Below are 26,016 nucleotides of genomic sequence, written 5' to 3' on the forward strand. Positions count from 1 at the left end.
GAATTTCTCAACTTGGAGTTATTCCCTCTCTGTCCACTATTATTCGCTCCAAATCTGCTCTTTATCCCTTGGGATTGTCTTGGCAGCCAGATTAACTGCTACCCCTACTTATTGAGCCGATACGTTGCGATCCTCTTCGAGGGCTTCGCTAACGCACTTGATGACATAGCTTTATCCTCCCTTGTTTAGCCGAACTATCCCGCAGGGAATCACTCTTTCAATATATCTAAAGATTCCTCAAAAAATTTTCAACAGAAATCCCAGCCTGATTTAGAATACTGTTGAGGGTTCCAACTGCTAAAGTTTTGCGCTGCACTGGTACTACGCAGCAAACCTCGATCGCGCCTTGAGGATTCGACTCATCATCGATCGGTAGTTGTTTCTTCAAAATAGCATGACATCCCTCGATGCCGTACTTGAATAAAGCCTAAGCGTTCCAAAACCCGGATGGCTTCTGTACTACAGAAGGAGTGGTAGTTTAGGCACTCAATACCTCAAATGTAGTTAGCAAACGGGGGGAAGTTTTAGGCAGAGGGAATTCTTCTAAATAAAGTTCCGTTGCTTCTTTGAGATTGCCGATCGCCTCTTCGATCGTTTCTCGTTGGCTAGCCGTTCCCACTTCAGGACAATCGGCTACATAAACATCCTCTTCCCAATAAACAATTGCCGTGAAAGTACAAGACATTTTTTTACCAAATTCTTCCTATTCAATGTAACATATCCAGCACCGTTTTTCAGTTGCGATCGCCATTCACTCCCCTCTACATGATATAATTAAAACTATTGCAGCCAAAAGGTGAACGGCATGGTACAACAACTCATCCCACAAACAACACCACAAATTATCTATCCCGACAGCGACGGTCAACCAATGGCAGACAACACCAAACAATTCCGCTGGATTGTCACAATCAAGGAAAACCTAGAAATCTTATTCGCGACTTGCGCTGACGTATTTATCGCCGGCGACTTACGATGGTATCCCGTCGAAGGTGATAACAAAATTTGCAAAGCACCTGATATATTAGCAGTCTTTGGCAGACCAAAAGGAGACAGGGGTTCTTACAAACAATGGGAAGAAGATAATATTCCTCCTCAAGTAGTGTTTGAAATATTATCTCCTGGAAATACCCACACGGAAATGACCAGAAAACTATTATTTTATCAGAACTACGGAGTTGAAGAATATTATATCTATGACCCAGACACCTTAGAATTTACAGGCTCTCAACGAGTACGCGATCGCCTAGAAGAAATCCCAGAAATCAACGGTTGGGTTAGCCCCCGCTTGGGGATACGGTTTCAACTCACACCAGAAACTCTCGAAATTTACCGCCCAGACGATCGCAAATTCCTCACTTCCGTAGAATTAGATCGACTTCGAGAACAGGAAAGCCAACGGGCCGATCGCGAACAGCAAGAAAAAGAACTTGCTCAACAAGAAAAACAACTCGCTCAACAACAGCTAGAAGAAGAACGCACTCTGCGACAACAAGAACAGCAGCGCTATCAAGCTTTAATAGAATTGCTGCGAGAAAAAGGCATTGACCCCCAACAGTTGTAAGTGCGATCGCCCGCCCCACACCACCAATACCCCCAGACTTGCTACCCTAAAGATAGTGAGATTTAATCAACAAGCAATTATGAGCGGTACTGTTACATCCCCCAACAACCTCAACCAGCAGCGACCACTCGCCACGCCATCCGCTGACACTTCGAGTTCCCTGCTGGGCGACTTTATTCAAGAAACACTCGCCTTAACCAAGCGCCTGTTTATTCAATTGCAGCGCCGCCCCTCGACGCTAGTTGCAGGCATTATTCAGCCGCTGATGTGGTTGGTTTTGTTCGGCGCGCTGTTTAAAAATGCACCAGCCGGCTTGTTCGGCGAAAGCCAGAATTACGGACAATTTCTCGGCGCTGGTGTAATCGTTTTTACTGCCTTCGCGGGAGCGCTGAATGCCGGTTTGCCGATTATGTTCGATCGCGAATTCGGATTTCTCAACCGCCTCTTAGTCGCACCCCTGGCTTCGAGATTTTCCATAGTCCTCGCTTCGGCTATTTTCATCGTCACCCTCAGCTTTATCCAAACAGGCACAATCGTTACGGCGGGAGCCTTTTTGGGTTCGGGATTCCCAGGAATTGCTGGACTGGGCGCGATCGCCCTGATTGTCTTGCTGCTAGTTTTGGGAGTCACCGGTTTGAGTCTCGGTTTAGCCTTCGCTCTTCCCGGTCACGTAGAATTAATCGCAGTAATTTTTGTTACCAACTTGCCGCTGTTATTTGCCAGCACAGCCCTCGCGCCGCTGTCATTTATGCCAGAGTGGCTGCAAGTTGTGGTGACTCTCAATCCTCTCAGTTACGCGATCGAACCCATCCGCTATTTGTACCTCCACAGCGATTGGTCGCTAGCTAGCGTCGTCATGCAAGCTCCTTGGGGTACTGTCACCTTTGGAGGAGCGCTATTAGTGCTGCTGGCGTTTGATTTGGTGGCGCTCCTCAGCATTCAACCGCTGCTGCGCCGTCGGTTTGCTTAGATCCCACGGCGGTTGAAACCGCGTCTACAAAAACCAAGCACGGCGGTTGAAACCGCGTCTACAAAAACCCCAGGACGCCTCCGCGGACTGAAAAAAATAACGTAATTTCAACTAATCTTCTTCAACCCGCGGAGGCGGGTTTTGTCTATGTAGACGCGCTTTCAACCGCCGTCTTCGTTTATTAGCTGTCAGTCAGAATATTGTTGAGATACAATTGTTTTTTTGAAAGTAGAACCAATAAATCATGAACAGCAAAACTTCTAAATCGGGCAAATTGATGGTGCGGATTGCTGCAAGTGCGATCGCCACCTGTGCTCTTTTGTCACCTCAAGCAACCTTCGCTCAAGCCAGCAGTTTAACTACTTCCCCCCAACCCCTCCAAGACTTTCAAACTAAAGACAACACCGACCCTTTTTCCGGCCGCAGCACCGGAGGCGGAATATTTGATTTAATTCACAGATCCAGACTCGGAGGTGGCCGCAGCATCGAAGAATTCAATACTGAACAGCGCCAAAATTTGAACGACGCCGCCGCCGAATTTCGCAACAAACAGCGCCAAATGCTGGAAAAACAAGCAGCACCAGCACCGGGGGCGATCGCACCTACAGAAATTACCACCCCCGTCCCTTAAATTGCTTTCTTATCTTAGTCCGCGAAGGTGGACTTCGTTTGTGTAGTCGCGGTTTCAACCGCCGAGTCTTATCTTAATCCCGTTCCAACCACGCCCGCATTTTACCAGGATTCAGCAAACCGTAAGGATCGACCAACTCTTTAAACTGCAACTGTTCCAAATTAATACTCTTCATTCCTCCATCTTCCAAAATAAAAATGTGAGGATTTAGGAATCAGCTAAGTCAGTAGGGTGCGTCAGAGGCAAGCCCTAATTATTTCGCACACATCCTCAATCTGACGCACCCTACAAGTCCATTGAATCGTGACAATTGCATCCAAGACTGCTTTTTTCAGTTAACAAACCCCCCAAACACCGCCATACCGTAGTATTTCCAAGGAACTGCCACAGTCTCAAATCCAGCATTTGCCAGCATTTCCAACTGTGCCGCAACTGTCGCTAGGCGATCGGGATTAGAATAGCCGTAAGACACACTCGTCCCCACACCAGCACGAATTGTGGCTAAAGTTTCCCCCTGACTTAGCGCCCAATCTTCTCGCGCCGCTTGATAAATATCTTTGATTGCTGCTGATTCTGCCAAAACAGGATCGGCATTCCAAAAACAGCCACCAGCATTTAAACTTTCGCGAATCCGTTGAAACAATTTCAGCTTCATTTCGTCCTCAAGATGGTGAATTGCCAGAGATGAAATAGCAGCATTAAACTTATCCCCCAAACCTAAAACATTTGGATTGTTCGCCCATTCTCCAAAATCCAATTCTATGCCAGTCCACCGGGCTGCGTATCCTGCCGACTCTATCTTAGCGCGGGCAAAATCAAGCATTCGCGGCGAATAATCGACAGCAATTATTTCCGCAGATGGGTAACGTTCGAGAACTTTTAAACTCAGTTCCCCCGTACCGCAGCCGAGTTCTAAAATGCGGTGGTTGTTGCTAGCAATGCAGCCAACTAATACATCCAGCATTTCGTCATATTTAGGTAAAAGTCGCCGAATGCCCGTATCAAAATCCGCAGTGTTGACAAAAACTTCTCCCGGAAAAATTTCGTTGCGTGCAGGTGAGACAGTAGAGTCAGAATTCACGATCGCCAATTAGAGACTACAATCGCTATCCTAACCGAAATAGAGCAAAAAGTGCATGAAGTAGGGAAACCGCACGGCGCCGTGTGCTTACCGATATTTTATTTCATTTAGATTAAAAAATATATAAAGTTATGCGTACTGTTACGGACAAGGGAAACACTCGCGGCAAACAAGAATTAACCATCCCTTGCACTATCGAGTCTTGCTTTACAGCAAAACACTCTGAAAAAGCAGTGTTATGTTAGTAGTGCATAAAATAAAATCAATATCGAACCTCACACTTGAGGATAGCATGGACAAATTGATTTATCGCAGTCTGGCTGCCATCAACCAATTAATTTACAAGCGAATTCTGCTTCTGATGACAATTTTATTTTGTGTAGGTGTAGGAGTAGCGATGGCAAATATGTCTCGTCTTTCCTCTACCCTAATACAAGCCCAAGCCCTCCAAAATGCTACACTTTACGCCCAAGCTATTAAAGAAGCCCGCACCCTTTACAGTTCTGATGTTATCAGTCCTCTCAACACGAAGAAAGCAATTAACTTTACCCACGACTACAACCCAACAACAACAAAAGTAACAGTGCCCGTACCTGCCACATTCTTAATAGAACTCGGCAAGCATATCACCAACAAAAATCCCGAATTATCAGTTCGTCTATACAGCGACTACCCGTTTCCCTGGCGGAGAGAAGAAGGCGGAGTCCGAGACGATTTTGAACGTCAAGCTATTACCTATTTGACGCAAAATCCAACCGGACAATTTTTCCGCACTGAGGATTTTCGCGGTAAGCCCGCATTTCGATATGCCCAGGCAGATCGTCTCCTTCCTAGTTGCGTTAACTGTCACAACACTAACCGCGATAGTCCTAAAAAAGACTGGAAAGTGGGAGATGTGCGCGGGATATTAGAAATTACTCAACCTCTAGAAACTATCACTCAAACAACTAGAACCGGACTGAAAGACCTGTTTTTACTGTTAGCAGGACTTTCAATTTTAGGCATCGCAGGATTAACTTTAGCTCTCAGCAGGTTGCGCCAAAATGCTAAACAATTAGAACAGCGCGTCAGGGAACGCACGGCACAATTGCAAGAAACTAATGTAGAATTGTTGAAAGAACAAGAAAAAAGCGATCGCCTGCTGCTCAATATTTTACCCGAATCCATTGCTGCTAGGTTAAAAGACGGTCAAAATAGTATTGCTGACGGCTTCGCCGAAGTGACTATTTTGTTTGCGGATATAGTCGGCTTTACCGTGCTTTCAGCCCAAATATCTCCCGAAGAATTGCTTGTTTTTCTCAACGAGATTTTTTCAGCCTTCGATAATTTGACAGAAAAGTACGGCTTGGAAAAAATCAAAACAATAGGAGATGCTTACATGGTAGTGGGAGGTTTGCCAAATCCCAGCACCAACCACGCCGAAAGCATTGCCGAAATGGCCTTAGATATGCAGGAGGAATTAGCCAAATTTAATGTCAAACATCATTCAGGAATTAACATTCGGATCGGCATCAATACCGGGCCTGCAATTGCGGGAGTTATTGGCACCAAAAAATTCATTTACGACCTCTGGGGCGATGCCGTCAATACAGCAGCCCGCATGGAATCCCACGGAATTGCAGGCGCGATTCAAGTCACAAAATCAACTTACGATATCTTGCAAAATAAGTATCTGTTTGAAGACAGAGGAATTATCCAGGTCAAAGGCAAGGGTGATATGAATACTTATTTGCTTGTATCCCGATTAGTTAGTGTAGTTTCGGTTTAATTTGTTTATTATATTATTAAGGAGCTAGCCAATACGCTTGGGATCGGAAGACCGGGCGGTTGAAACCGCTTCTACACAAAAAAACCCGCCTCCGCAGGTTGAAGAGCGGGCGGTTAAAATTACGCTATCTTCTTTCTTCAGTCCGCGGAGGCGGACTTCGTTTGTGTAGGCGCGGTTTCAACCGCCGTCCTATCTTGGTTGAAAAACCCAAAATTTATTACAAGAAACCCAGTTTCTTTTCCTATGTCCTAAATTAGCCCTTTGCAGAAGACTAAATTTTATGTCAGTGCACATTTTATCATTCTTGGAGTTTTTCAAATCTCGCTTGTCTAGACAAATAGCTTTGTGGGTGTTTGCTAGTATTCTTGTGATAGAGGGAATTATTTTAGTTCCCTCTTATTTTCGGCGCGAAAATGAACTTTTAAATCAACTGGAACAGGTATCTCACGCGACTGTTGAGGCTCTAGAGGTTTTGCTAAAACAAGATATTTACGATCGTACTGTCTTTGAAGAAGAAGTCAAAAATATTACTAAGGATTCTCAAGTAGTATTAGGACTATCTATTTACCAATTTGACGACCAGCTAATATATCAACTTGGTGAAGCACCCAAAATTGATTTGGATGAACTAAAACTTGCTCGTATAATTCGCCAGAAAACTTTCGATAGCAAGCGCTATGATATTGCTTGGACAGAGCGACATTTGGGAGGAGATTATACGTTAATTGTTCGGCATGATGCTTCTACTGTTCAACCAGAACTATACGCATTTATAGGGCGAATTGCTATTCTAGTCATCATTATATCAGCCTTTGTCACTTCTGTAACTATGCTATTTTTAGGGGTGACAGTAATTGCACCAATCTTGAGATTGCGCGATGATTTGATCGCTGCGGGAGTAGCTTTGAGCAAAGATCGAGAAAAACCTGATTTCTACTCTCTCTCTGTCAAGCGCGATGACGAGTTGGGAGAAGTTATGGTGGCCTTCAATCAAATGTTTCAACGAGTTTACAAGGAAATCGCACAGCGGAAAAAAGCTGAGGAAATATTGCGCGCCGAACAAGAAAAGTCGGAACGTTTACTGCTAAATATTTTACCCGAAATGATTGCCGATCGCCTAAAACAAGGTCAGATAAATATCGCAGATGGATTTGCTGAGGTGACGGTGCTGTTTGCGGACATTGTGGGCTTTACCGAAATATCCTCCCGCACGTCTCCAGCAGAATTAGTCGAACTGCTGAACAAAATATTTTCAGCTTTCGATTGCTTAAGCGAGAAATATGGCTTGGAAAAGATTAAGACAATCGGCGACAATTATATGGTAGCAGGCGGTTTGCCACTTCCATCTACAAATCATGCAGAATGTATTGCCGAAATGGCGATGGAAATGCAGCAAGAAATTATGAAATTTCGCGACGAATCCGATATACCTCTCAGTATCCGCATTGGAATTAATAGCGGGCCTGTGGTAGCCGGTGTCATCGGTACTAAAAAGTTTATTTACGACTTGTGGGGAGATGCTGTAAATACAGCAAGCCGCATGGAATCCCAGGGACTCCCTGGTAAAATTCAGGTTAGCGGCTCAACTTATGAATTGCTGCGCGATAAGTATGTGTTGGAAAAACGCGGTAAAATCAATGTTAAAGGAAAAGGAGCAATGACGACTTATTTGCTGATTGGCAGAAAAAATTTAACTGACAAATTCAACTATCGCCCGGGAATACCGGATCTGGCGGTAGACGTTTCAGCGCCGCCGCCCCCCAACACTAAACTAGATTTTTTTTAACGAACCGCGAAGGCGCAAAGGACACGAAGAAAGGAAGAAAAGAGAAGAAGAAAGAAGAGAAGAAAAAGGGTTCACAATTGAGTTACAATTGCTTTAAAATGCAGGTTGATATTAGTGGCAGGGGTAAAAATGACTGCGAAGCAGGAACATAATTCTTCAACTTCACCAATTTGGCAGCCCTTCACGCAAATGAAAACTGCTCCGGCGCCGCTGAAGGTAATTAGCGGGAAAGGATCGGTGCTGGAATTAGAAGATGGGCGGCAAATTCTTGACTGTATTTCTAGTTGGTGGGTGACGATTCACGGGCACAGCCATCCTGTTCTGGCTGAGGCTCTTTACGAACAAGCCAAAAAGTTAGAACACGTAATCTTTGCGGGATTTACTCACGAACCTGCACAGAAACTTGCTGACAAGTTGATAACTCATACGCCTGATTCTTTGACGCGGATTTTCTTTTCTGATAATGGTTCGACTGCTGTTGAAGTTGCTCTGAAAATGGCGTTTCAATATTGGCTAAATCTCGGAGAAACTAACCGCACTAGCTTTATTGGTTTTGAGGGAGGTTATCACGGCGATACTGTGGGCGCGATGTCTGCGGGTAGAAGTTCGCTGTGGTGGGAACCTTTTGCGCCTTTAATGTTTGCTGGGGATGTTGTGCCTTTTCCTGCGACTTTTGATGGTGATGAGGAGGTGGAAAGCAAGGAGGCGCGGTGTTTGGAGAAACTTGAGTCTTTGTTGAAGCATGGGAAGGGGTATGCGGGAATTTTTATTGAACCTTTGGTGCAAGGTTCTGCGGGTATGCGAATGTGCCGCCCTGAGTTTTTGCGGGCGATCGCACAAATGGCCCGCCAGTTTAATGTATTGTTGATTTACGATGAGGTGATGACGGGTTTTGGGCGCACGGGCGAACTGTTTGCCTCGCTTAAATCTGCAACTGTACCGGATATCCTGTGTTTGTCTAAGGGATTGTCTGGCGGCTGTTTGCCAATTGCTGTCACAATGGCATCGGAGCATATTTATCAAGCTTTTTGGCGAGATGAATCGGACAAAGCTTTTTATCACGGTCATTCTTATACCGGAAATCCCTTAGCTTGTGCGGTGAGTGTAGCATCTCTGGAGCTTTTGGAGCAAAACCCAAATGCCTATCAAGGAATGGAAAAACTGCACCAAAAATACCTGAATCAATGGCTGATAGATCATCCTAAACTCGAACGGATTCGGACTTGCGGCACTATCGCAGCAATGGATGTGAAAACGGAAAGCGTTTCCGGTTATTTTAATGACATCGCCCCTTTATTGAAAGCCAGATTTCTGGAAGCGGGGTTTTTGCTCCGCCCCTTGGGAAATACGCTTTACTTGATGCCTCCCTATTGCATTTCTCCTGATGAACTAGAATCGATTTATCGCGTGATTCGTCAGGTTTTGGATACTCTGTAAACTCTTTTATTTTAGTAATGAATTTACCCAATTGGAACGATTTGGCTGATGACTCGCTGGCGGGGAAATGTCTCTCTCGCGAGCAATCTTTGGCTGTATTGCGCGCGCCGGATGAGGTTTTGCTGGAACAACTAAACGCAGCTTATCGGGTGCGCCGCCACTACTGGGGAAACCGCGTCAGGTTGCACTATTTGTTAAACGCTCAAAGCGGCCTTTGTCCTGAGGATTGCCATTACTGTTCTCAGTCGAAAATTTCTAGTGCAGAAATAGAAAAGTATCCGCTTTTAGCTAAGGAAAAAATTCTGGATGCGGCCCAACGCGCCGCAGATTTAAAGGCTGGTACGTTTTGTTTTGTGATTTCTGGCCGCCAACCCAGTGCATCTACTTTCGATCGCGTTTTGGATGCTGTAGAAACCGTCAAGGCAAATCACAACCTGAAAATTTGTGCTTGTTTGGGGTTGTTGACCGAGGAGCAAACTCACCGTTTGGCTAAAGCTGGAGTCGATCGCGTAAATCACAATCTGAATACTTCCGAATCGTACCACACCGACATCTGCACAACTCACACTTTTGGCGATCGCGTGGAAACAGTCGAAAACGTCAAAGCAGCCGGAATCACAACTTGTTCCGGCGGAATTTTGGGGATGGGCGAATCGGATGATGATGCGATCGATTTGGCGCTGTCGCTGCGGAATTTGGGCGTTACGAGCGTACCGGTCAACTTTTTTATTCCAATCCCCGGAACGCCCTTTGCAGACGTTAATCGCTTAAATCCGCGCCAGTGTTTGCGGATTCTCTGCTTGTTCCGATTTTTGCTTCCCAGCCAAGAAATTCGGATTGCTGGGGGACGGGAGGTGCATTTGCGATCGATGCAACCTCTGGGACTTTACGCTGCTAATTCGATCTTTGTGGGCGATTATCTCACAACTCCCGGACAAAGCGCCAATCAAGATTGGGATATGATTCGAGATGCAGGATTTGCGATCGAATCCCCGGAAGGTTCTATCTTAGAAGTTGATTCAAAAGATAAGACGGCGGTTGAAACCGCGTCTACACAAACGATGTCCGCCTCCGCGGACTAAAGAAGATCGCCTAATTTTTACCGCCAATTCTTCAACCCGCGGAGGCGGGTTTTGTCTGTGTAGACGCGAATTCTATTCGCCCGGTCTTCTGAATTAACCAATCTCAAATCATATAAGAGGGGGAATTATGGACAAACGCGAAGAAATTACGATCGCAGAATACCAGACAACAGCCGAATCTTTCCGAGAAGGAACATGGCATCACGACGTATCCCAAAATCGCGATGCACTCACCGCTGCCATGCCCCGCAACCCCGGTAAAATACTCGACATAGGATGCGGGCCCGGACGAGATTTAGTAGCGTTCAAGAGCCAAGGACACACCGTTGTAGGGTTAGATGCAACTCCAGCTTTTGTACAAATAGCAAAGAAGTTATCCGGCTGCGAAGTTTTGCAGCAATCTTTTCTGAATCTCGACTTACCAAAGGCTGAGTTTGACGGTATTTTCGCCAATGCTTCCCTGATTCATGTTCCCAGCGATAAAATGGTGAAAGTGCTGCAAGATTTGCACAAAACCTTAGTTGTTAGCGGTGCAATTGTCATGTCAATGTGCCGGGGAAATTGGGAAGGCTACGACGAGCGGCCGACCGGAAAACGCTATACTGCGGGATGGGAATACGAAACTTTAGCGCCCTGTTTGGAACAAGCGGGATTTGCCATTGTCAATCACTACTACCGCCCGCCCGGTTTGCCGCGCGAAGCTCAATCTTGGGTAGTAATAGTGGGCAAAAAAATCTAACGTAAATTAGAAATTGCGAATCTTTCCCCTCTCTTCCTCTGCGCCCTCTGCGCCCTCTGCGGTAAAAAAAACAATTCAAAAAATTATAGAGGATTGTTGTATACTATTCCACAGTCAAAAAACCAACTCCTGCCCAAATTAAAACAAAATTAATATGACAGATAAATTCCACATCTTTTTAGCAGGTGCTAGTCGAGGCGTTGGCTTAGAAATCGCCAAATGTCTGGTAGCACAAGAGATGCAAGTAACTGCACTTTTGCGATCGCCCAACCACCGCACCGAATTAGAAGCAATGGGCATCAAAGTCATGACAGGCGATGCTTTGGATACAGCGGCTGTGGAAGCTGCGATGGCTGGAGGCGCACCAATCCATGCCGCAATCAGCACCATTGGCGGCTTGCCAAAAGATGGTGAAAGAGCCGATTATTTGGGCAACAAAAACTTGATTGATGCTGCTGTCAAATCGGGAGTACAAAAATTTATTTTAGTTTCATCCATCGGTAGCGGCAACACTGCTGCGGCTTTACCACCGCAAGCTTTAGAAACATTGCGCCCAGTATTGCTTGAAAAGGAAAAAGCCGAAAATCATTTAATCGCAAGCGGGATGATTTATACTGTAATTCGTCCGGGCGGACTGAAATCGGAACCTGCAACGGGCAATGGTGTGTTAACAGAAGATTGTCGAATTGCCGGAACAATTCACCGGGCGGATGTAGCGCAGTTAGTTTGTCAGTGTTTGGTTTCGGATGCTGCTAACAATAAAGTTTTGTCGGCAGTTGACAAACAAATGGTTTACGGCACTCTCGAATATGAGGTATTAGGCTTGGAATAATACCGGGCGGTTGAAACCGCGTCTATACAGACACTCACGCGCCTCCGTGGGTTAAAGAATTGACTGTTAAAACACGTTATGTTCTCTTTGTCCGCGGAGGCGGACATTGTTAGTGTAGCCGCGGTTTCAACCGCCGTCTGATCTAAGTTAAGAATCGAAAGGTTTAATCAACGATCGCCCGATCGCCCAATCCAACACCAAACCCGCGATCGCAAACAATACCACACTTTCCACCCCACCAACCGCAAACGGCAATAACTCCTGCAAACCCGGCATCTTGCCCGCCTCAAAAGACAATCCAGCATCCAACTGTCCAAAAGCCCGCACCAACCCAAAAGCCAACACCACACCAGATTTAAGCTGCGGGTTAGTATCGCGGCGGATAGCGTAGCGGTAAGTCACGCCAAACAAAAAACCGCCCACAACTGCCATCAATCCTCTCAAGCCAAAATTTAGGTCAATTTCCCTGACCTGCAAACCCGCCAGAGCATCCCACCTCTGCGCTAAGATTAAGGTGTTAACAAGGGCGATCGACCCAAAAGCCAGCAAACAAGACAAAGCAGCAACACTTCCTGCTTTCAAAGATTCTACCCGCTCAGCGGGACTAAAATTTGACGAGTCCTTCACAGCGCCCTCATTTCAAAAATGGCTCAAATTGACTTATCATAAGCTTTGGAGTCACTTTGTACAGTTTGTTCAATAAATAGCTATGGATATTTTGTCACTCGGTTGGGTTTCGGTGCTAGTTTTGTTCTCCTTCTCAATTTCAATGGTAATTTGGGGCCGCAACGGTTTCTAAATTCCAGAATAGCTGGCGGGGCAGGCTTTTTAACTGCCCTGCATTTTTTTTAATCCTATTTAAGCAAATACGCTTGGGTTAAAACTGTTTATTCCTCGGAGATCCCCCTAAATCCCCCTTAAAAAGGGGGACTTCGCAGCACCTTCTTGTTCCCCCCTTTTTAAGGGGGAGTAGGGGGCAAGCTAAGGGGGGATCAGCCTTATCTAAAGCCTATTCCTATTTAAGCAAATCAAAATAACAGGAGTTACAAACATGGCTGCAAAAAAAATCTTAATGCTAGTCGGCGACTTTGTAGAAGACTACGAAGTAATGGTTCCATTCCAAGCATTGCAAATGGTAGGTCACACCGTCCATGCAGTCTGCCCCGACAAAGCCGCAGGCCAAACAATTCGCACCGCAATTCATGACTTTGAAGGCGATCAAACCTACAGCGAAAAACCCGGTCACAACTTTACTTTAAACGCAACTTTTGACGAAATTAACGCCGCAGACTACGACGCTTTGATTATCCCTGGAGGACGATCGCCAGAATACATCCGCCTCAACGAACAAGTGCTGCAAATTACCCGCTACTTTGCCAACAGCAAAAAGCCGATCGCATCTATTTGTCACGGATTGCAAGTCCTCACCGCCGCCGGCGTACTCGAAGGCAAACGCTGCACCGCATACCCAGCTTGCAGCCCCGACATACTCCGGGCTGGTGGCAAATATACCGAAGTTCCCGTTACCGAAGCAGTAGTTGATGGCAACTTAGTCACAGCCCCCGCATGGCCTGCACATCCCAACTGGCTGGCTGAATTTCTGAAAGTTTTAGGGACAAAGATCGAACATTCAGATAGTCATTAGTTATTGGTTATTGGTTATTGGTTATTGGTTATTGAGTTATTAGTCACATGAAAATGTTTGCAGTCAAAGTTAAACCAAATTCCAAACAGCAAAGCATCGAAGAGAAACCAGACGGCAGCCTGACAATACATCTCAAATCGCCGCCAGTCGATGGAAAAGCCAATCAAGAGTTGATCGTGCTGTTGGCGAAAAAGTTTAAAGTGTCCAAATCGGCGATCGCAATTAAATCCGGTCTTTCCTCTCGCAATAAACTTGTCGAAGTACCGATTTAACCAATCTTTAGATAGATATCTAAATCTTTCTCAAGATAGATTAAGACTCAGCTTTTAATTTATACAGTAGTAGTTGTAAGGTTAGGAGAAAAAATTATGACCATTGAAAACAGAGTCGAAGCAACGGCTAAGAATATTGAAGGCAAAATCCAAGAAGCTGTTAGCGAAGTAACTGGCGATCAAAAAGATAAATTAGAAGGTCAAGCCAAGCAGGACGAAGCCTCAGCAATTCACATGAAAGAAGACCTCAAAGATAAAGCCAAAGAGATTGTAGATCGAGCATAAAGTATTTCCTCCTACAAGTTTCCTGCCTACTAAATTCCGCAAACAACATATCGTTTGCGGGATTTTTTTTAGAGATACTTTTTGTAGATTAGAAAAATTATTGGTGGCAAAAATTATCGGCTAACTGCCCCTACAGATTCTACTAACTCATAGTGTAAAAGCATTAATTTTGTGGCGGGAATTGTTTCCATTGCATAAGTTGTGCCATCTTGATGAGAAAATTCTACCTCAAAAGCACTGCCATCAAATTCCATTACGACTGTTCCCACTTGTCCTTTATATAATTTAATGATTTGTTTTGTTTCAAAATGGGTTGCTTCTAAATCTTCAGTTAAAGCAACAATATCTAGGTCTTTAATTGTTTTCATTGTTTTTACCTCACTTTTTGACGGGATAACAACTTGTCAATCTGGGGAAAGTTTCACCTGAGCGGACGATCCAAGCTGCTAGAATCAGAGATTCACCTACTGCGGTTTTTAGCCAGAATTTCATGTTGTAATGTGTTCCGTATTCATTGTTTTTTTGAATAGCAACATCTTCGTTGATAGCAGATTCTTTTAAAGCCTGTTTGAGCATTTCAGCATTTTTTAGGGTAATGCCTAACTTACTGGCAAACAAAATATAGCGGATCGAGCTCTCATATGAGGTACGTTGTTGGGCTTGGGCCCTCTTAGTTCAAGGAATGATTGGCGGGTGGCAAAATCGATCGCTGAATCTGCCCTTCCTTTCAATGCCAATGTTATAAAAGCCCAATGCCCAATGCCCTGTTTGGCCAATGCCCAATCCCTCCGCTACGCTCCGCCCAATTCCCCATGCCCCATGCCCAATTCCCAATGCCCCATGCCCCATGCCCCATGCCATAAAAAAGCTAGGGATTCATATCCCTAGCTGGAAACATAGCACAATTAGTTTTTAGAGTTGGCGCGGGCGATCGGCTTTTTCCAAACCGACTCTCACCCGCTGCCACCTACATTAAATCAGGGTAATATCAGTCGCAGTCAAGCCTGGTTTGCCGTTCAGCAGTGCCAGTTGAATTGGTGCTTGGCCGCCAGCACCGTCTCTGTCGTACAGCAAGCGACCTGTGGAACCTTCGTAAACGAGGACTGGTTGTCCAGGATTAGCTCCAGCAGGAGTCAGATCGTTGTTGTAAGTTCCGGTTTCTACCTGTAAGAAGGCTCTGGAAGAAGGACGATTGGGCAGAGTATTGTCAAATGGTGGCAATTGGAAGGACTCGAAGTTCAATATCAACTTGTCACGGCCGACTTCAAAATCGCCGATTTGGTCTGGGCTGGTACCCAGGCTACCGTTGGCGTTGATCGTGACGCCCTCGCCGAAGTTGTTGTAGTAGAAGCTGTCATTGCCGGCGCCGCCAATCAGCGTGTCTGCACCGGGCCCGCCACCGAGAGAGTCGTTGCCGTCTCCTCCGAGCAAATAGTCGTTCCCAAAGCCGCCCAACAGCGTGTCGTTTCCGCCGCCGGCATTCAAGGTGTCGTCCCCGTCAGATGTCGATCCAGTAGGAAGACTGCCGGGGCCGCCGAACAGTATGTCGTCGCCAGCACCGGTAGTGATGACATCAGTACCGTTGCCGCCAATGATGAAGTTGGAACCTAAGGTATCGGTAATAAGGTTTGTCGATGTGGCACCGGTAAAGTTGACAGTGCTGGCGTAGGAGATAAAGTCGTTACCAGCAAAAGAGCCAACCAATCTATCGCGTCTGCTACCAAACACGATCGTGTCACTTCCTTCACCACCGTTCATGAAGTTTGTGACGGTGCCGGTGGTAGTAAGGTTAGTGCTGGTGTTGCCAAGTAACAGATCGTCACCCAGGCCGCCGTCAAGAGTAATCAGCGCAGTAGTAGTACCGATCGCAAAAGTGGTGGCATCGATCGTATCGTTGCCATCTCCACCGAAGGCTTGATTGAAGATGCCGCTCAAGCTGTCATTGCCACCGCCACCGATCATGCTATCACTGGCAAAAGCTGCAACGATCGTGTCGTTACCATCTTCGCCATTGAGCAAGTTCCGACCCGCAAAGCCTGGAAATGAACTCGACGCGCCTACGCTCGAAAGTGCAGACACCGTAGACGACTTGATGAAGTCGTCACCAGCGCCTCCCAGCGCCGTGTCTTGAGTAGCAAAAACCGTGATCGTGTCGTTACCAGCACCGCCGTCCAACAAGTTTTTGCCGGTGCCAAAGTCTCCGATACCGCCTAGGAGAGAATCGTTGCCCTCACCGCCGAGCAAAGTGGTTTTCTCAATGCCGATCGTGATGACGCTCGAAGAAAACGGACTCGACTGGGTACTGTTTAGAATGACTAAGGTGTCGTTGTCTAGGTCGCCGGAAAGATAGCTGTTGCTGGCCACACCGTATATTGTGTCGTTGCCTTTACCGCCGATCAGAGTATCTTTCTGATTGATACCTACAACAAAGTCGTCGCCCAAGTCTCCGCGCAGGAAGTTGCTGCCTTGATTGCCACCGGCACTGCCGCCGATGCGAAGACCGAGGTTGTTGCCGCCGCCTGCGATGAAGAAGCCGAGGGAGTCATTGTCCTTGCCACCGTAGAGGGTGTCTCTTCCGAGGGCGCCTCCTAGCATCGTATCTGCACCCTGATTACCAAACATCAGGTTGCCATCGACAGTGCCTTGGAGCAAGTCATCTCCCGCACCGCCCAACAGCGTCGAATTGCGGCTTTGAGCAATTACGGTGTCACTGCCTGCATCGCCCGACATGAAAACCCGCTCGCGCTGGCCTACTAATGAATCTTCGTCAGGGCCACCGTATAGGCTATCGTTGGGGCCGACGGAAATTAGAGTATCGTTATCGCGTTCGCCAAATATTAAGCTGCCGCCGAGGGTAGAAGTTGTAATTAAATCCCCCCCCGCTCCGGCAAAGATTGTATCCGGGCCCAGTCCCGGAGTGTTTAAATTAGTTTGATCGGAATTGTCAGTTAACGTTGTCATACAGCTTCACTCCTCTACTTGTTGGTCATCGCTTGTGCGACTACAGACACTGCCTAGAACACCGAATGTTTGGATGCCGCTGTAGTTTAACCTGTTTGCCAGCCGCAAGTCTAGCCTACTGGTGTTAACCCTGTCTAGACTTTCTCCCTCGCGGACTTTTTGCTTGTAAGCTTTTATTTTCAATGTCTTCACCCTTTAATAATCCTTGTGCAATGTCTCATGTGCTCACGCTCAAGAAGACGCGGCTCACATTCTTAATGTTCCATTCTGGATTGGCGCTCGGGGATCGCCTCCGGGGAAGGAAATTAAAGATTAACAAGGGTCGATCGGGCGATCGCCTGACAAAGAAAAGCGAGAGATTGGTTACTTGGTTACAAAGCTTTGTGGCAATTTCCGGTTTTCCAGGCAGGGCCGTCTTTAAATAATTCTGGCTCGGATTGAACTCCGCACCGCTGTGGGGTGTGACGTACCCGACACTGATGCTATGCATACAGTGCGGGCTTCCCGTTTCATCCGCCGTTGCCTCTACTATCCGAAGATAGTGTTGGTCTTACACCGCGTCCAGAGGTTTTAGTCAATGCTTGAATCAATCTACACATTGCTACTGACTCTTTCACTATCCCGTGATAGTGACCGGGCAGACTCCCTGCGTCCCAAGGAGTTTAAGTTCTACTCGCACAACACACCATGGATTTACGGCAATTGCCAACCAGCTAGGCGTATTCCTTCCCCGAACTCTGGTCTTGCTGTGGCAAGCGTTTGACCGCTACTGTAGCCTGTCTGTTCGAGCAGTCGGGCGGGTCAACGACCATTGACAATATAGCGTGAAAACAATTCTCTGAGGGCATTTCAAGGTTTTCGACAATCCAGGAGGTTAACTGACTGTTTCCTCCATCTCCTGCGAGTCTGTTGGGCAACGCCCAATTCGTTCAGGGAGCGTCGTCAACAGCCCTGCTCTCATCCCGACGCTCATCTTTCAGATAGAGCGCGGGGCTTCCCGCGAGATAGCTAAAAGTCTACACCCCGCTTTAGTTCTACGCCCCGATCGCCGTAGTGTTTGTGACAGTATACCTCCGAGTGTACGCTTGCCAAGTCAAAGTAACCATGGGGTTTGTGGCAGCGCCCGGTGATAATTATTTCTGTATCGCGGGGCTTTCGCAGCAGGGCTTCGACGATCGGCTCTACCGGTAGCAGTTCTAAGTCTACTGTGGGATTGAGTTCGTCGAGAATGATCGTTTTATACCAGCCGCTGGCGATCGCCGTTTTGGCGATTTCCCAGCCGCGTTCTGCCTCGATGCAGTCTAATTCCTGCTGTTGCCCCCGCCAAACTATAGCATCTCGGCCACACCGCTGGTGGTCTACTAACTGCGGGTAACTTTGCCGCAATGCTGCGATCGCTGCATCTTCAGTATAACCCGTGCCACCTTTGAGCCATTGTACAATTAACACCCTGTGAGATTGGTCTTGGCTGATACCCCTACCTATTGCCTGCAAAGCTTTCCCCAATGCGCTCGTAGACTTTCCTTTTCCGGCTCCTGTGTATATTTCGATACCAGAAATATTGTGTTCGGCCGCTGCGGGGTGATAGTGGGGCTTCATTTCTGAGTGCAAGTCGGCAATATCCAGCAAAGCTTCGGGGGCCGCTCGGCCAGTGGCGATTACTTCTAAATATTCTGGTTTGTTTTTGAGGGTTTGGACTACTTCGTCCACTGGCAGTAAACCCAAGTCCAATACGGGGTTTAGTTCATCTAGAACTACTACAGAATAAAGCTCGCTGGCGATCGCTCCTTTGGCGATGTCCCAGCCTCGCTGGGCTTCTGTGCGATCGAAGCGGGTGATTGCTTCGGCCCCAAAATATTCGGCTCTGCCGGTACGCACTTGATCGATCAAGTGCGGAAATGCCCGTTGCAGGGCTTCTATTGCCCCGTCTTCGTCGTAGGAGCGGCCGGGCCCTTTCAAAAATCGCAGCAATAACACTCGCGTGGGCGAGTCAGAATTAATACCCAGCCCGATCGAGCGCAACACTACTCCCAAAGCTGCCTGAGACTTGCCTTTACCAGCACCGTCGTAGACGTGAATCTGACCCGCGATGCGTTCTGAGCGGGATGAGGCTGTCCGAATACCAATGCCATTCCTTACCATAATCCGCACTTATTTTAGTCTGTCTCGGGGTGGGTATTCGATCGCGCCCATTGAATGTTTAATATTTCCCTTCTGTTGGCCGATCTCAAAAGATTTTGACTTTTCCCCTGCCTAAAGGCGAGGGGATTCTAAACGGATACTGCTACGTGGGCTGAAGGCACACTTCACACGCTTCAATATTTTCCGGTTAGCTGACCAGTGTCTCTGTTTCTGGGGACGAGTCAAAGCGCCCCTACTCACCTCAGAACAGCTACTTTGCAGTGCTGCCATTGGGTCTACCTTCGAGTCGATCGTGGTTTCGCACTTTTCAACACTTTCGCCAGTTCGGTACGCTCCCCATCCTGCATTGCTTGGCTGTGCCATAGTCTTTCTCAGGCATAAATGCTGAGGGTGTCTTACTGCCTGGTATCTCACCGTTCTAGGATTGGTTCTACACGTAGTTGATACGCCTACTTCCCACAGATTAATTATATCTTATTGGTAGCCTTCAAACGGCTGCTGCGTTTCATACCCTGCGGGAAAGACGGGGGTTCTCACGCGAAGCGTTATAGGATACAACCTCAACCACCTGATGTTCAGAAGGGCGATCGAAGAGGATTAGGGGCTAAAACCTGCGTTCTAGATTATTCCGCTTCTGATGTACAATTAAAATCTAACACGGGCTGATATACCTGAATGCTTATGATTGCGAGTGTTTTCCCATTTCGGACTGTTTTGGTGCAAATTTTAATGATGTTTTTGGCGATCGCGATCGAATCGTGGTTTCTGCAAAAACTACTGAAACTCGGCCCCAAAACCAGCGTTGAATATACAGCTATCCTGAATCTCGCTTGCACTTGCGTGGGTTGGTTAGTTTTCTTCGGCATTGAAAGCGTTATTTCCAAAGAATGGCGAGAAGAACTTATCGGTTATATTTTATTAGGCGGAGGTCAGAATACTTACTCTGCAATAACTGCGATTGCCCTCTCGGTATTGGCAATCACTTTTCTCGCCAAATGGCAGGGACTAGAATTCATAGAGAACATGGTTTCTGGTAACAAAAAAGCTTCCAAACCTCAGTTTTTGGGGCCGCCAACTCTCAGCCGCCGTCCTCCCAAAAAAACTTTTCGAGTAACTACCCAGTTTGGGGCAGTTTTAATCGCCCACACTGTTAGCAATTTCGTTATTTTAACCGTATTGTTTTTGCAAAGCGTCAATTGAAATCTATGATGAAGCAATTTTTGGATGTGACTCAGCAACTCACGAAGCTGACGAACAACCTTTGGGAAACCAATAAAAAATTTCAAAAGGCGATAATTCCGCCTAAAGTTGTCCACTGGAAGACGCCTTTACTGCTCAGCATATTTTTAGCTTTGCTGACGGTGGCGGCAATCACAGACTGGCCGACAAGAACTCTGATGTTTGATATGAGCTGGTTATTTTTTACACTGTCAATGGGTTTGCTGACCAGCCAGCAACCTTTTACGATTAAAAAAGTAAGTCTGAGTCCGTGGGTGACCAGCATCTTAATTGGCTTGTGGTTGCTGATCCGATTGCCGTCAGATAGGAAGGAAATAGCATGGATATCCGGCCCAATTATAGCAGTAATAATTTTGGGTGTAATAGAGATTTGGAATAATGAGTCAAAACGGCAAGGTCTCAGAGCGTTAGTGCGGCCTCAGTTTTTGATGATTACCCTGATTCACCTGTTGATTTCCTGTTGGTTTGGATTTCATTTTTTAATTCAAGGTTGGATAGAACAATATCCGAGCGTTTTATCGCAGGATTTGAGGAAAAGCGATTATGTGGTGACATTTCAACCGCCAACTATTAATCGCTCCCGAGGAGTGGTCATCCTGAATGCAATGGATCGATACCTGCAAAATGAAGCTCGCACAAAACCCTGGGCGCAGGTAGAGCAAATGTTAATAGATATTGACAACGAGCGATTTTTTCTGAAGAATCAAGCGTTAAAAACAATTCGGTTAGTCCCAGAAGATGCTAGCTGGGAGGTCAAAACTTCGATCGTTCAAGGAGAGTCCCGCTATCAGTTACAGATGCAGGCAACTTGGCTGGGGCTGGTGTTTAGACCCGAAATATATTCGTTGACCAAATCTTGCGAGGTGGTCGATATAGGCAATAAGGCAACTGTAACCTGTGACTCTACCAAACCTTCTAAACCGGGATTGAAAAAAGATGGATCTTCGGGAGACAGTCAAGTTTGAGCTTGTCTCTGGCGGTTAGGAGAGTCGGAGATGGGGAGATGGGGAGATGGGGAAATGGGGAGATGGGGAGATGGGGAGATGGGGAGAGTTTTTAAATGGGAGTGCGAGCGGGGACGATCGCTATTGTATATTCGGTAAGCGGGGACGATCGCACTTCTAAAAAACGCTTTTTATTCTCCGCCAAGATGCTTCCGAGAGCCGGAGAGCCAGAAAAATCTTCCTTCTTCCTTCTTCTCTCTTCCTTCTTCCCTCTTCCCTCTTCCCTCTTCCCTCTTCCCTCTTCCCTCTTCGTTAAACTAAAAATATGGCTAAAGTTGACTGCGGGTTAATAACTAGATGAATTTGAGAAGAATCTTGACAGTCGCGACTAATGTATATTGGGAAGTAATTCGCGATCGCATCCTTTACTTAATTATTATTTTTGCTCTGTTGATGGGAGCCTCGGTGCGCTTGATACCGGAATTGGCAGCGACAACCGAAAAGAAAATTATCTTAGATATCGGCTTGGCTGCGATGAGCATCCTCGGTATAATTGTCACAGTATTTGTGGCTACCGGACTGGTCAACAAAGAAATTGAAAAGCGGACTGTTTACCTGTTAGTTGCCAAACCGATAAGTCGGGCTGAGTTAATTGTCGGCAAGCACTTAGGGATGTCGGCGGTACTATTCGTTCTTGTAGCAGCAATGACTGCTATCTATCTGGTTATTCTGAGTTTGAGTCGCATTCCTTACCCTTTGGGCAGCATTTTAATCGCTTCGCTGTTCGTATGGTTTGAGCTGTGCCTCATGGCTGGTGTCGGGATTTTATTTGGGGTTTTTAGCAGTTCGCTGCTGGCAACTTTACTGACATTTAGCGTTTATTTGATGGGACACTCGACGCGGGATTTAGTGGCTTTTGGCAAGTTAACTAAAAATCCTGGCATTGAACAATTGATGATGGGACTTTATCTTGTTTTGCCGGATTTAGCCAGATTCAATTTGAGAAATGATGCTGTTTACGGACAAGTACCTTACTTGGCGGGTTTGATTACGGATGCTGGTTATGGTTTGCTGTATGTGGTGCTGCTGCTGTCAATTGCGATCGCCATATTTTCCCGCCGGGAATTTTAAATAGTTCGTAGTGAGAACTTTAGTCTTCGGATTTTGCGGACTAAAGTCCTCACTACGAACCAATTTTATTATCTAATTAGCGCGCTAAGATAAAGACAAGGTTGTCGATCGCCAATCTCGACTAAAACTAAAACTTTTATTGGTAAAATGAGGTGACTTATGACTGCTGTAACTCACAAACCGATATCGCAACTAAAAATTACCTGGCCCCTGCTACCCGATGATTTTATTCTACCAGATGACCCCGTGGAAAATATAGAACATCCTTTAATATCTAACGGTTTGCGCCAGTCTGTAATTGATTCCCCTGAACTCACGCAAGACGCATTGATAGTTTCTAATTTTGCTTTATGTGCTGCTGTGGACGATCGCACTATTTGCAAAGCCCCAGACTGGATGTACGTCCAACCGGTACAACCTTGGCCTCACAGCTATCCCCGCCGCAGTTACACGCCTCATACCGAAGGAACAGTGCCTTTTGTAGTGATGGAATTTCTCTCAGCTACTTACGGCGATGAATACTCTGTCGAACACACAGAAGAAATCGGCAAGTGGTTCTTTTACGAACAAGTAATCAAAGTTCCTCGCTATGTCATTTTTCGGCCGCATACGGGCAGACTAGAAGTTTATGCGCTGGAATCCGATCGCTACAACAATCAAGATCCTGATGAAAATGGGCGTTATTTGATACCCGGATTAAATCTATTTTTGGGAGTTTGGGTGGGAACTCGGGAAGGTAGAACAGGAAATTGGCTGCGCTGGTGGAATGCAGACGGAGAGTTGCTTTTGTGGCCGGAAGAACGGGCGGAAGTAGAACGTCAGCGGGCCGAAGCCGAAAGTCAGCGGGCCGAAGCCGAAAGCCAGCGGGCAGAAGCCGAAAGCCAGCGGGCAGAAGCTGAAAGCCAGCGGGCAGAAGCTGAAAGTCAGCGGGCAGAAGCTGAAAGCCAGCGGGCAGAAGCTGAAAGCCAGCGGGCAGAAGCCGAAAGCCAGCGGGCAAATCGCGAACAGCAAGATAAAGAGTCCGCCCAAACGCTGCTGGAACAGGAAAGACAGCGCAATCAAGAACTTTTGGCGCGATTGGCAGCCCTCGGTATCGATCCAGAATAAGATTAGAAGGAAGAAGGAAGAAGGAAGAAGGAAGAAGGAAAGCCGAGCGAGATGTACTTTCTTCATCTTCCTTTATTTAGTCTGCTTTCTAACAATACTCCGGACAGTTTTTAGAACGAAACCACAAGCTTTACAGCGTATAGATCGTAGAAATTACGAATAAAATGCAACTGAGGCTCAGACGTGACATTGATTTAATTATCGCTGGCAACCCGAAACCCTAGAGGATACGTCATCCAGCACTAAAAAAAGTGTCCGAACCATTGTTCTAACTTATCTATTTGTAATAAAAGTTGAAATCATGTTAGTGAAAAAACTCGAAGAATTAAAAGACATTTTCGCGCTGATGGAACGAGCGCTGATTGCCTACTCTGGCGGCATTGACAGCACTTTGGTGGCAAAAATTGCTTTTGACGTGTTGGGCGATCGCGCTTTGGCTGTAACGGCTGTTTCTCCGTCTCTACTGACAGAAGATTTGGAAGATGCCCGGATTCAAGCCGCAGAAATTGGCATCGCCCACCAGGAAGTCGAAACTCAGGAAATGGCAAATCCTAATTACACTTCTAACCCGGTTAATCGCTGCTATTTCTGCAAAAGCGAACTGCACGATACTTTGAAACCGCTAGCACTTGCCAAGGGTTATCCTTATGTGGTGGATGGGGTGAATGGTGATGATTTAAAGGATTACCGCCCGGGGATTCAGGCTGCAAAGGAACGGGGCGCGCGATCGCCTTTAGCAGAAGTCGGCATGACTAAATTTGAAGTGCGGCAGTTAGCAAGAGAATTGGGTTTGCCTTGGTGGGACAAACCGGCACAGCCTTGTTTGAGTTCGCGCTTTCCCTACGGTGAAGAAATCACCGTTGCCAAGTTGCAAAGAGTGGGGCGCGCTGAACGGTATTTGCGGCAGTTGGGACTGAAAAATCTGCGCGTGCGATCGGATGGAGATACGGCACGAATTGAATTGCCGGCCCAGGAGATTCAAGAGTTTGTATTAAATGCGGATTTGCCTGCATTAGTAGCGGTATTTCAAGACTTTGGTTTTGTGTATGCGACTTTGGATTTGGAGGGATTTCGCAGCGGCAAATTAAATCAGGTTTTGCAACCTGAATTGTTGGGGGCTACAAGTTAATTGAGAGGTGGGGCTAGTTGATAAATATTCGGGATGTGGTTTACATATTCTTTTGAATGAAACCTGCGGCTAGAAATATTGACTGCAACCGACGCATCGCAATCTCACTGAATTTTTACATAATTAGACAAGATTGCAAAAATATTGTTGCGGTTTTGTTTGCATTAATTCTTGTTCGCTGTTCCCCGTTCCCTGTTCCCTATTCCCGACTTTTGCAAGAAGTCTAATACTGAGTTGTGGTTAAAGGAATAGCATAAACTCAAATAGCAGCAAAAGTAGCAGCAAGTTTTATGAAAGTGAAATTTAGATTTATCTCTGTCTTCTTGACTTTGTTGTTGTTCGCTTACATCCCGTTTCGGGTGTTTGCTAATCCACCTTCGGGAGATACAGTGAGTTCTGCCCTGTGGTGGCAAGTTTTGGTGTACAATCAGGTGCAGCAAATTAAAGACGGGCAATATCAAGGTTGCGTGTGGGGCGATTCTATTTCTTCGGCATTGGGCGATTCTTTGGGAGAAAAAAACTTTAATTTTGCGATCGGCTCAATGAGTTCTGTTTCGCTGCTAGAACAGCTTAAACTTGTAGTCCCCCAGGGGTTTACTTGCAAAAAATCGATTTTGGCGATCGGCACAAATGATGCTATGTACGGCATCAGGGATGAGGCATTCGTCAGCAATTTGAAACAGGCGATCGCAATTATGCGATCGATCGGCACCAAGCAGATTATTCTGATTCCTGCTTTTTACTCAACTCTTGCCGCCAGCTACAATCCTAAATTTGCCGGAACAATTGCCAGAGTTGACGAAATTAATGTTCTCATCAATCAAGTCGCCACCGACGAAAATATTCCTGTGGAATCTAGTGGCATACAAGCCTTATTTAAGGAAAAAGCTCTAAATGGAGATTTAACAATAGACGGCGTTCACCTCAATGCCAAAGGTTTAGATATATACAGAAAAGTTTTGCTAAATATTTTGAATGAAACTTGACAACTCACACTTTCTCTGACATAAGAGCCTCCTAAACTATTAATTTCAAGTCCGCTTATGCGGACTTGATTTATGTCATTTCAGTGAAGTAGGGTGCGTCATAAAAATAATATTTTTGGTACTTTCCTCACAATCTCATATCGTTTCCGGTTGCATCGGTATTATTTAAACAGTCAACAGTCAACAGTCAACAGTCAACAGTCAACAGTCAACATTATTCCGGTGCAACCGGAATTGATATCACAAGTGAGGCACCACGGAATCAATTGTGTGTCAGAATTAGAT

At 46.3% G+C, this 26,016-nt stretch carries 28 protein-coding genes; 19 read left to right on the forward strand and 9 right to left on the reverse strand.

Features of this window, described 5'->3' with window-relative positions:
* Nucleotides 1–226: 226 nt before the first annotated feature.
* Together QZ938_RS25910 and QZ938_RS25915 are read right to left on the reverse strand one after the other, a co-directional pair.
* Nucleotides 227–388, reverse strand: coding sequence for a type II toxin-antitoxin system HicA family toxin (locus tag QZ938_RS25910; protein ID WP_293354275.1), 162 nt, complete (start codon nt 386–388; stop codon nt 227–229).
* 90 nt (nt 389–478) lie between these two features.
* Nucleotides 479–685, reverse strand: coding sequence for a type II toxin-antitoxin system HicB family antitoxin (locus tag QZ938_RS25915; protein ID WP_293354277.1), 207 nt, complete (start codon nt 683–685; stop codon nt 479–481).
* A gap of 120 nt (nt 686–805) precedes the next feature.
* Between QZ938_RS25915 and QZ938_RS25920 the strand changes: the two genes are divergently transcribed.
* The 3 genes from QZ938_RS25920 to QZ938_RS25930 all read left to right on the forward strand — a co-directional run bounded on the left by QZ938_RS25920 (nt 806) and on the right by QZ938_RS25930 (nt 3,165).
* Entirely contained in the window at nt 806–1,564 is a 759-nt protein-coding gene (locus QZ938_RS25920) for a Uma2 family endonuclease (RefSeq protein ID WP_293354279.1), read from the forward strand.
* A 79-nt stretch (nt 1,565–1,643) separates the two neighbouring features.
* The gene (locus QZ938_RS25925) at nt 1,644–2,534 is read left to right on the forward strand and encodes an ABC transporter permease (RefSeq protein ID WP_293147370.1); all 891 of its coding nucleotides are present in this window, start codon (nt 1,644–1,646) and stop codon (nt 2,532–2,534) included.
* 244 nt (nt 2,535–2,778) lie between these two features.
* A complete protein-coding gene (locus QZ938_RS25930; RefSeq protein WP_293354281.1) occupies nt 2,779–3,165 on the forward strand; it encodes a hypothetical protein in 387 nt (128 codons plus the stop codon).
* A 331-nt stretch (nt 3,166–3,496) separates the two neighbouring features.
* On the opposite strand, the gene QZ938_RS25935 is transcribed toward QZ938_RS25930, so the two are convergent.
* On the reverse strand, nt 3,497–4,246 hold the full coding sequence (locus QZ938_RS25935; RefSeq protein ID WP_293354283.1) for a trans-aconitate 2-methyltransferase: 750 nt from the start codon (nt 4,244–4,246) through the stop codon (nt 3,497–3,499).
* A 292-nt stretch (nt 4,247–4,538) separates the two neighbouring features.
* Here QZ938_RS25935 and QZ938_RS25940 point away from each other — a divergent pair, with 292 nt between their 5' ends.
* From QZ938_RS25940 to QZ938_RS25965, 6 genes are all read left to right on the forward strand, one after another.
* The gene (locus tag QZ938_RS25940; protein ID WP_293354285.1) at nt 4,539–6,014 is read left to right on the forward strand and encodes an adenylate/guanylate cyclase domain-containing protein; all 1,476 of its coding nucleotides are present in this window, start codon (nt 4,539–4,541) and stop codon (nt 6,012–6,014) included.
* Nucleotides 6,015–6,294: 280 nt separating this feature from the next.
* A complete protein-coding gene (locus tag QZ938_RS25945; protein ID WP_293354287.1) occupies nt 6,295–7,800 on the forward strand; it encodes an adenylate/guanylate cyclase domain-containing protein in 1,506 nt (501 codons plus the stop codon).
* A gap of 129 nt (nt 7,801–7,929) precedes the next feature.
* On the forward strand, nt 7,930–9,237 hold the full coding sequence (bioA, locus tag QZ938_RS25950) for an adenosylmethionine--8-amino-7-oxononanoate transaminase (RefSeq protein ID WP_293354289.1): 1,308 nt from the start codon (nt 7,930–7,932) through the stop codon (nt 9,235–9,237).
* 17 nt (nt 9,238–9,254) lie between these two features.
* Nucleotides 9,255–10,319 (forward strand): biotin synthase BioB, encoded by a 1,065-nt coding sequence (gene bioB, locus QZ938_RS25955; protein WP_293147257.1) that lies wholly within the window; start codon nt 9,255–9,257, stop codon nt 10,317–10,319.
* Between the two features lie 127 nt (nt 10,320–10,446).
* A complete protein-coding gene (locus tag QZ938_RS25960; RefSeq protein WP_293147255.1) occupies nt 10,447–11,058 on the forward strand; it encodes a bifunctional 2-polyprenyl-6-hydroxyphenol methylase/3-demethylubiquinol 3-O-methyltransferase UbiG in 612 nt (203 codons plus the stop codon).
* Nucleotides 11,059–11,212: 154 nt separating this feature from the next.
* Nucleotides 11,213–11,890, forward strand: coding sequence for an SDR family oxidoreductase (locus QZ938_RS25965; RefSeq protein ID WP_293354291.1), 678 nt, complete (start codon nt 11,213–11,215; stop codon nt 11,888–11,890).
* Nucleotides 11,891–12,037: 147 nt separating this feature from the next.
* On the opposite strand, the gene QZ938_RS25970 is transcribed toward QZ938_RS25965, so the two are convergent.
* Nucleotides 12,038–12,517: a hypothetical protein gene (locus tag QZ938_RS25970; protein ID WP_293354293.1), complete on the reverse strand. Its 480-nt coding sequence runs from the start codon at nt 12,515–12,517 to the stop codon at nt 12,038–12,040.
* An 82-nt stretch (nt 12,518–12,599) separates the two neighbouring features.
* On the opposite strand from QZ938_RS25970, the gene petN reads away from it, so the two are divergent.
* The 4 genes from petN (at nt 12,600) to QZ938_RS25990 (ending at nt 14,092) form a co-directional block, all read left to right on the forward strand.
* Nucleotides 12,600–12,689: a cytochrome b6-f complex subunit PetN gene (petN, locus tag QZ938_RS25975; protein WP_071883976.1), complete on the forward strand. Its 90-nt coding sequence runs from the start codon at nt 12,600–12,602 to the stop codon at nt 12,687–12,689.
* Nucleotides 12,690–12,941: 252 nt separating this feature from the next.
* A complete protein-coding gene (locus QZ938_RS25980) occupies nt 12,942–13,535 on the forward strand; it encodes a DJ-1/PfpI family protein (protein WP_293147241.1) in 594 nt (197 codons plus the stop codon).
* Nucleotides 13,536–13,582: 47 nt separating this feature from the next.
* Nucleotides 13,583–13,807, forward strand: a complete 225-nt coding sequence (locus tag QZ938_RS25985) for a DUF167 domain-containing protein (RefSeq protein ID WP_293354295.1) — start codon at nt 13,583–13,585, stop codon at nt 13,805–13,807.
* 96 nt (nt 13,808–13,903) lie between these two features.
* The gene (locus tag QZ938_RS25990; protein ID WP_293332217.1) at nt 13,904–14,092 is read left to right on the forward strand and encodes a CsbD family protein; all 189 of its coding nucleotides are present in this window, start codon (nt 13,904–13,906) and stop codon (nt 14,090–14,092) included.
* A 113-nt stretch (nt 14,093–14,205) separates the two neighbouring features.
* Here the strand turns inward: QZ938_RS25990 and QZ938_RS25995 are convergent, their stop codons facing one another.
* From QZ938_RS25995 to QZ938_RS26015, 5 genes are all read right to left on the reverse strand, one after another.
* Nucleotides 14,206–14,460: a DUF4926 domain-containing protein gene (locus tag QZ938_RS25995; protein ID WP_293332220.1), complete on the reverse strand. Its 255-nt coding sequence runs from the start codon at nt 14,458–14,460 to the stop codon at nt 14,206–14,208.
* A gap of 10 nt (nt 14,461–14,470) precedes the next feature.
* Nucleotides 14,471–14,710 carry a DUF6883 domain-containing protein gene (locus QZ938_RS26000; RefSeq protein WP_293354297.1) on the reverse strand — a complete coding sequence of 80 codons (240 nt, stop codon included), beginning with the start codon at nt 14,708–14,710 and terminating at the stop codon, nt 14,471–14,473.
* A 354-nt stretch (nt 14,711–15,064) separates the two neighbouring features.
* Nucleotides 15,065–17,053, reverse strand: a complete 1,989-nt coding sequence (locus QZ938_RS26005) for a calcium-binding protein (protein ID WP_293354299.1) — start codon at nt 17,051–17,053, stop codon at nt 15,065–15,067.
* Between the two features lie 1,008 nt (nt 17,054–18,061).
* Nucleotides 18,062–19,195, reverse strand: a complete 1,134-nt coding sequence (locus QZ938_RS26010) for a cob(I)yrinic acid a,c-diamide adenosyltransferase (protein WP_293147230.1) — start codon at nt 19,193–19,195, stop codon at nt 18,062–18,064.
* 111 nt (nt 19,196–19,306) lie between these two features.
* Nucleotides 19,307–19,558: a hypothetical protein gene (locus QZ938_RS26015; protein ID WP_293147228.1), complete on the reverse strand. Its 252-nt coding sequence runs from the start codon at nt 19,556–19,558 to the stop codon at nt 19,307–19,309.
* A 318-nt stretch (nt 19,559–19,876) separates the two neighbouring features.
* On the opposite strand from QZ938_RS26015, the gene fraC reads away from it, so the two are divergent.
* From fraC to QZ938_RS26045, 6 genes are all read left to right on the forward strand, one after another.
* Entirely contained in the window at nt 19,877–20,395 is a 519-nt protein-coding gene (gene fraC, locus QZ938_RS26020; RefSeq protein WP_293147226.1) for a filament integrity protein FraC, read from the forward strand.
* Nucleotides 20,396–20,400: 5 nt separating this feature from the next.
* The gene (locus QZ938_RS26025; RefSeq protein ID WP_293147223.1) at nt 20,401–21,399 is read left to right on the forward strand and encodes a DUF5357 family protein; all 999 of its coding nucleotides are present in this window, start codon (nt 20,401–20,403) and stop codon (nt 21,397–21,399) included.
* A gap of 336 nt (nt 21,400–21,735) precedes the next feature.
* The gene (locus tag QZ938_RS26030) at nt 21,736–22,509 is read left to right on the forward strand and encodes an ABC transporter permease (RefSeq protein WP_293147221.1); all 774 of its coding nucleotides are present in this window, start codon (nt 21,736–21,738) and stop codon (nt 22,507–22,509) included.
* A gap of 159 nt (nt 22,510–22,668) precedes the next feature.
* On the forward strand, nt 22,669–23,616 hold the full coding sequence (locus QZ938_RS26035) for a Uma2 family endonuclease (protein WP_363318895.1): 948 nt from the start codon (nt 22,669–22,671) through the stop codon (nt 23,614–23,616).
* A 301-nt stretch (nt 23,617–23,917) separates the two neighbouring features.
* A complete protein-coding gene (gene larE / locus QZ938_RS26040; protein ID WP_293147219.1) occupies nt 23,918–24,745 on the forward strand; it encodes an ATP-dependent sacrificial sulfur transferase LarE in 828 nt (275 codons plus the stop codon).
* A gap of 290 nt (nt 24,746–25,035) precedes the next feature.
* A complete protein-coding gene (locus tag QZ938_RS26045; protein WP_293147217.1) occupies nt 25,036–25,731 on the forward strand; it encodes an SGNH/GDSL hydrolase family protein in 696 nt (231 codons plus the stop codon).
* The last annotated feature ends 285 nt before the right edge of the window (nt 25,732–26,016 follow it).

The sequence above is a fragment of the Microcoleus sp. CAWBG27 genome, from assembly GCF_020883145.1.
Taxonomy (GTDB): Bacteria; Cyanobacteriota; Cyanobacteriia; order Cyanobacteriales; family Microcoleaceae; genus Microcoleus.